The following is a 6,379-nucleotide window of genomic DNA, read 5'->3' as shown; positions in this document are numbered from 1 at the left end:
TCCAAAGAGGAGGCCCAAATCATCACCACCGACCCCCCGTAACAGGAAAACAAGCCCCGCCTCATCGGGCGCATCGCCGACGACGTAAACGCCGGCAAAATCGAGGGCATCCGCGACATCCGCGACGAGTCCGACCGCGACGGCATCCGCGTCGTCATCGAACTCAAACGTGGCGCGATGGCTGAAGTCGTCAAGAACCAACTGCTCGACAACCACCTCGAATCGACCTTCGGCGTCATCAACCTCGCACTGGTCGACGGCCAACCGAAGGTCCTCACGCTGAAAGAGACGCTGCAACACTATCTCGACCACCGCCGTGACGTGGTTCGACGGCGCTCCGAGTACGAACTCGCCGAGGCCGAAGACCGCGCACACATCCTCGAAGGCCGCCTGAAGGCCCTCGAAAACATCGACAACGTTGTCGAGACCATCCGGAACTCCGAGAGCCGAGACGACGCCAAAGCCGCACTCCGTGGCGAAGTGACAGTCGAAGTCGACGGCGAGGCGCTCCCGTCGTTCGACTTCTCCGAGGACCAGGCGAACCACATCGTCTCGATGCAACTCGGTTCGCTCACCTCGATGGAAGCGGCCGAAATCGAAGACGAGTACGAGGAGGTCGAAGCGACTATCGAGCGCCTCGAAACCATCCTCGCCGATCAGTCCGAACTCGACGCCGTCATCGAGGAGGAACTCCTCGAAATCAAAGACGAGTACGCCGACGAGCGACGGACCTCCTTCGTCGCCAACACCGGCGAGGTCACGCGTGCCGACCTCATTCCCGAGGAAGACGTGGTCGTCGTCGTCAGCGAGGACGACTACATCAAACGCATGCCTGTCTCCCGATTCCGCGCCCAGAACCGCGGCGGGAAAGGCATCATCGGTACGGACCTAAAAGAAGGGGACAACGTCTCGTCGGTGTTCGTCACGAACACCCACGACGACCTGTTGTGCTTCACCAACCACGGACAGGTCTACCAACTCAAGGCCTACCAAGTGCCCGAGATGTCGCGAACGGCCCGCGGGAAGTCCGCGGTCAATCTGCTCGACTTCGACGACGGTGAAGAGATTACCGCCGTCGTCAACTGCGACGACTTGGAGGAAGTCGACGGCTACCTGACGATGGTAACCCAGAACGGTTACATCAAGCGTACCAGCGTCGATAACTTCCAGAACATCCTTTCGACGGGTATCATCGCCACCAAACTCGACGAGGGCGACGAACTCGCCGACGTGGAAGTCACAGACGGCACTCACGACCTCGTTATCGGCACCGAACAGGGGATGTCCATCCGGTTCCATGAGGATGAAGTCCGCGCGATGGGTCGTTCGGCCCGCGGCGTTCGCGGCATCAAACTCGAAGACGACGACGTAGTCGCCGGTGTCGCCGCCATCGACGAGGCTCACCACAGTTGGGTGCTCACCGTCACCGAGAACGGCTACGGGAAGCGTACCGACATCGACGCCTATCGCTCGCAGTCGCGCAACGGAAAAGGTCTCATCGACATCAAGGCCAACGAGCGAAACGGCCCGGTCTGCTCTATCAACACTGTCGGTGAAGGCGACCACCTCGTCGTCATGTCCGACGAAGGGCAGATTCTCCGGACCCCCGTCGAAGACATCTCGACGGTCGGCCGCAACACGATGGGTGTCATCGTCATGGACCTCGATGCGGGCGACACCGTCGCCTCCGTCGACGTGATTCCGCCGAAGATGACGACCGAAGAGGAAGAACTCGAAGACGACGCGGACGCTGAGGCGGAAGTCGAAGCGGTCGCCGACGAAGAGTAAGCCGATACCCGGAGACGCCGGGACTCTTTTTGTTGTAGTATGCCGGTGCCGTGATGTGAGGAGCGTCTATCACGCCGCGTTTCGCTCCAGTTCCGCCACCGTCGCAACCATGCTACCGACGAACCCAGTGCCAATGACGAGAAACTGGAGTCCGAGACGGAGTTCGAATGAGACGGGAAACGACGAACCGATGCCGACAGTCGCTGCGATTGTAATGAGAACAGTACCGAGTGTGGACCACTTGTTGCTCCATTCGCTCCCGGGGTAATGAGCGGAATACTGCCGTTCGCCGTACACCACAGTAGCGAATCCTCCACCCCACGCAATCCCCGTTGCAAGCGCCAAGCCGACGTTTTCGGCGAGCCAGTAGAGTCCACTACCAACAAGCACTGCCACGAGAAGGCCGACGAGCGACGGGAGCGTCCTGTGACTCATCACCAAAAAGTGACAATCTGATTGTAAATATTCTCCGTCTTGCCCGGCGGCACGGTGCCGACGACCTACTCTTCGACGTGCGACGGTTCGCTCGTCAGGTCGTAGGTGTAGTGCCGCGGTTTGCGGTCTCTGAGCCAGTCTCGGAGCGGTTCGACCCGCGGACGGTAGGTGAGCGTCGTCCCGAGTTCGGAAAGCGGGATATACGCCGCCCTCTCGATTTCGTCATCCGGGTCGCTCGGACTGGGTTCGACCGCTTCCTGCGGCGTCGCGTGGTAGAACCGCTGGAGGTAGATACGGCGGTTTGGACCGCGAATCTCGCTCGTGAATGCGAGCGATTGGATGTCGACCGGAACCCCGGTCTCTTCTTCAGCCTCGCGAGCGGCCGTTTCGAAGAAGAACTCCCCGGGTTCGGACCCGCCTTTCGGCAGTCCCCATCGGTCCTTCTCGTACACAGCAAGCACCGACTCGTCGCGGAGAACGACGACGCCCGCGGCCAAGTCGTGCGGTGCTGGCGCTTCTCTGGGCGCTGGCATCAGAGGATACGCTTCCCGAAGGCACTGGCGGCGAGTTCGGTCGCGAGCGTGGCCGTCTCGTTGTGCTCGTCGAGGATGGGGTTGACTTCGACGAGTTCGAGCGAACGCATCGCCCCCGACTCGGCGACGAGTTCCATCGCCGCGTGGGCCTCGCGGTACGTGGCTCCACCGCGGACGGGCGTCCCGACGCCAGGTGCCTCTCTGGGGTCGAGCCAGTCGAGGTCGAGACTGACGTGGACACCGTCGGTTCCGCTCGTGGCGACATCGAGCGCCTCCTGAGTCACTTCGGTGATGCCGCGCTCGTCGATGTCGGACATCGTGTAAGCAGTCACGTCGCTGTCGTGAATCGCCGTCGTCTCGTTTTCGTCGACGTCGCGGAGGCCGACGATAGCGACGTTTTCTTCTTTCAGGCTCGGTGCGTTAGCCCACTCGACGCCCTCGAAGTCACCGATGCCGAGCGCGGCGGCAAGGGGCATGCCGTGGACGTTCCCCGACGGCGAGGTTTCGGGCGTGTTGAAGTCGCCATGGGCGTCGAACCAGACGACGCCGATGTCGGCGTCACGTGCGCTTCCGACCATCGACCCGATTGCAATTGAGTGGTCACCGCCAAGGGCGAGTGGCGTTACGCCATCGTCGAGTGCGTTCGCGACGGCGTCAGCGAGCGCCGTACAGACCTCTTCGACTTCGTTGATGTGCTTGGCGTTATCTCCACCAGCATCGGCGTCGTGAATCGCGTGGTGTGGGACCGTGAGGTCGCCGGCGTCTTCCGGTGAGACGTCAGCGGATTCGAGTTGGTCCGTAAGTCCTGCGTATCGAATCGCGGAAGGGCCCATATCCACGCCACGTCGGTTTGCACCGTAATCCGTTGGTGCGCCGATAATTCGGACAGATTTCGCCATATTTCTACTCACAGATACCGGCGATTTACCTCCACCGGTTAGTCACCAGACGGAGGATAACGGAAGAAATAAATGATAAAACACCATATACTGGTTTCCATTTCAGTTGACAATTAACCCATCGGTCACGAGAGGTAAATCGAAAGGTGAGTAGAGGGGTCAGCCAGTCAGCTAGACGTTCTATCAATCAGTCGTCGAGGTACGGCTTACAGACGCGCTGGACGCCTTCCTCGAATGTAATTTCGGGTTCCCAGCCGGTTGCCTCGTGAATCTTCGTGCAGTCGGCCATCGTGTCGTGGACGTAGACTTCGAGGGGGTTTTCGATGTACACCGGTTCCACGTCGGTCCCGAGAACTTCGTTTATCATCCTAACCATCTCGTTGAACGAATAGCTCTCGCCCGTCCCGAGGTTGTAGATACCCTGTAGCCGGTGGTCCGCAGCGAGTTCGATACCGCGAACGATATCGTCGACGTGCGTGAAGTCGCGGGTTTGGGAGCCGTCGCCGAAGAGTTCCGGTGCCTCGCCGTTTGCGATTTTGTCGGCGAACTGTGCGATGGTGTTCGCGAACTCACCTTTGTGTTCTTCTGCGCCGCCGAAGCCCTGATACACCGAGAAGAATCGGAGACCGGCGAGTTGCATGTCGTAGTGGTTGTGGAAATACTCCGCATAGCGCTCGCGGGCGAGTTTCGACGCTTCGTAGCCAGTTCTGGCCTCGACCGGCATGTCTTCGGGAGAGGGTTCCGTCCGGGAACCGTAAATGGAGGACGTGGAGGCGTAGACGACGGTGTCACAGCCGTCGTTTCGTGCCTGTTCGACCGTGTTCACGAACCCCTCGACGTTGACGCGAGCACCCTTCGTGGGGTTTTCTTCGTGCATTTTGTACGACGACAGCGCTGCGAGGTGGAACACTACGTCCACATCCTCGGTCGGCAGGTCGTCGTCGAGGACGCTCATATCGTGGAACTCCACGGCATCATCGAGATTCTCGGGCGTCCCGAGGTAGAGGTCGTCGACCGCAACCACGTCGTTATCCGCAGCGAGGTGGTTTGCGAGGTTCGAGCCGATGAATCCGGCACCGCCGGTGACGAGGACTCGTTTCCCGTTCATATTCGACCGCACTCCCGTGAGGTGTATAGTGCTATCGACCGCATCCTGACCAAATAGCGGTCCAAAATGAACATTCATGAGTGGTTATTCGTCACAAAGTAGACGAACGACAGATTCGAGGCGTCATCCATCGGATTTAAGGACGTATGTAGCCAACCATTCTCCATGTCATCAATCGAGCTCACTTCGAGTCAGAAAACTATCCTTACCGCACTCATCAACCTCTACCGAGAATCTGAAGATGCGGTGAAAGGTGAAGACATCGCAGAAGAAGTCAACCGCAACCCCGGTACCATCCGCAACCAGATGCAGAGCCTGAAGGCACTCCAGCTTGTCGAGGGTGTGCCGGGACCGAAGGGTGGCTACAAGCCAACCGCGAACGCCTACGAAGCGCTCGATGTTGACAAGATGGACGAGCCTGCGTCGGTTCCGCTGTTCCACAACGACGAACAGGTCGACGGCGTCAACGTCGACGGAATCGACCTCTCCAGCGTCCACCACCCCGAACTGTGCCGTGCCGAGATTCACGTGCAGGGCTCGGTCCGTGACTTCCACGAGGGCGACAAGATTCGTGTCGGCCCCACGCCGCTTTCGAAGCTCGTCATCGACGGCACGCTCGACGGTAAAGACGACACGAGCAACATTCTCATCCTGCGCATTGACGATATGCAGGCACCCATCGGCGAACCGCAGCACTGAACGCGCCGATATTCTCTCTCTCTCTTTTCTCTCTGAGCGACTGCTTCTTCGAGAGCGTCTCGGTGCCGTCCATATCGTCCGTCAGGACGGTATCGTCGTGTCACCGGAGAGAGCAACATAGCGCATACTCGCTGGGGAAATCAACTTGTGCGGGCAGTCAGGAAACGAGAAGAAACCGAGAAGAAAGAACGTAGAACCTGCGACAGTGAGCGTTTCGCTCGCTTACAGGTCGTTCCAGGCGGAGAGCGCGCGCTTCGGCGAGGTCACGTCGGAAATCCAGTTCGCGGCGATACCCTTCTTCAGCATCCGAGCGAGCGGACCGCCGAAGACGTTGACCGGGAACTCGCCGACGACGGGGAACTTCACGCCGTGAGCGACGGCGTCCTCACCGATGGAGATGACCGTCCCTTTGTCGGTGAACGTCCAGCGCTTGAGTGGTTTTCCGGCGATAGCGCGAGCGATGTTCTCGCCAGCAACGTCCGCGGCGTCCCAGGCGGCCTGCGCCGTCGGCGGGGCAACGTTGTCGGGGCCCTGCTCGACGAGGGCACAGTCACCGACCGCGAAGACGCGCTCGTCGCTCGTCTGGAAGTCCTCTTCGGCGAAGAAGCGGTGGGAACGCTCGTCCTGTTCGAGTTCGAGGTCCCGTGCTTCGGGCTGGCCGGTGATACCGCCGGTCCAGACGAGCACGTCGTAGGGGAGTTCCTCGGGTTCGACGTCCTCGCCGCCGCCGAGGAAGACCGTCTCCTCGTCGACCTTCGAGATGAAGTCGCCGGTCAGGATTTCGATGTCGAGTTCTTCGAGGCGGCGACGGAGTGCACCCTGCAGTTCAGGGTCGTTGCCGGGGAAGATTTCGTCCATCCCTTCGACGACCTGAATGTCGATAGGCGCACGGTTCATGTCGCGGTACTCTGCGACTT

6 protein-coding genes and 1 pseudogene are annotated in these 6,379 nt (G+C 60.1%); 2 read left to right on the top strand and 5 right to left on the bottom strand.

The features are described 5' to 3' along the window. Positions 1-1,788 (top strand): annotated as a pseudogene (locus QT222_RS08445) (DNA gyrase C-terminal beta-propeller domain-containing protein); the annotation flags it as partial. 69 nt (positions 1,789-1,857) lie between these two features. Here QT222_RS08445 and QT222_RS08440 read toward each other — a convergent pair. The 4 genes from QT222_RS08440 to QT222_RS08425 form a co-directional block, all read right to left on the bottom strand. Then, positions 1,858-2,223, bottom strand: coding sequence for a hypothetical protein (locus tag QT222_RS08440; RefSeq protein WP_004056793.1), 366 nt, complete (start codon positions 2,221-2,223; stop codon positions 1,858-1,860). Between the two features lie 65 nt (positions 2,224-2,288). Continuing rightward, positions 2,289-2,756: an NUDIX domain-containing protein gene (locus QT222_RS08435; RefSeq protein ID WP_491476912.1), complete on the bottom strand. Its 468-nt coding sequence runs from the start codon at positions 2,754-2,756 to the stop codon at positions 2,289-2,291. After that, the gene (gene rocF, locus QT222_RS08430; RefSeq protein ID WP_491476911.1) at positions 2,756-3,655 is read right to left on the bottom strand and encodes an arginase; all 900 of its coding nucleotides are present in this window, start codon (positions 3,653-3,655) and stop codon (positions 2,756-2,758) included. Before rocF ends, QT222_RS08435 begins: the two co-directional genes overlap by 1 nt. Before the next feature lie 187 nt (positions 3,656-3,842). Beyond that, positions 3,843-4,763: an NAD-dependent epimerase/dehydratase family protein gene (locus tag QT222_RS08425; RefSeq protein WP_491476910.1), complete on the bottom strand. Its 921-nt coding sequence runs from the start codon at positions 4,761-4,763 to the stop codon at positions 3,843-3,845. Between the two features lie 165 nt (positions 4,764-4,928). Between QT222_RS08425 and QT222_RS08420 the strand changes: the two genes are divergently transcribed. Then, positions 4,929-5,462, top strand: coding sequence for an Rrf2 family transcriptional regulator (locus QT222_RS08420; protein WP_004056785.1), 534 nt, complete (start codon positions 4,929-4,931; stop codon positions 5,460-5,462). A 222-nt stretch (positions 5,463-5,684) separates the two neighbouring features. On the opposite strand, the gene QT222_RS08415 is transcribed toward QT222_RS08420, so the two are convergent. Then, positions 5,685-6,379 (bottom strand): NAD(P)/FAD-dependent oxidoreductase (locus QT222_RS08415; protein ID WP_491476909.1); only part of this gene is annotated, 695 nt, incomplete at its 5' end.

It is taken from the genome of Haloferax sp. s1 (assembly GCF_058382125.1).
This window is presented reverse-complemented; position numbering and strand designations above follow the sequence as displayed.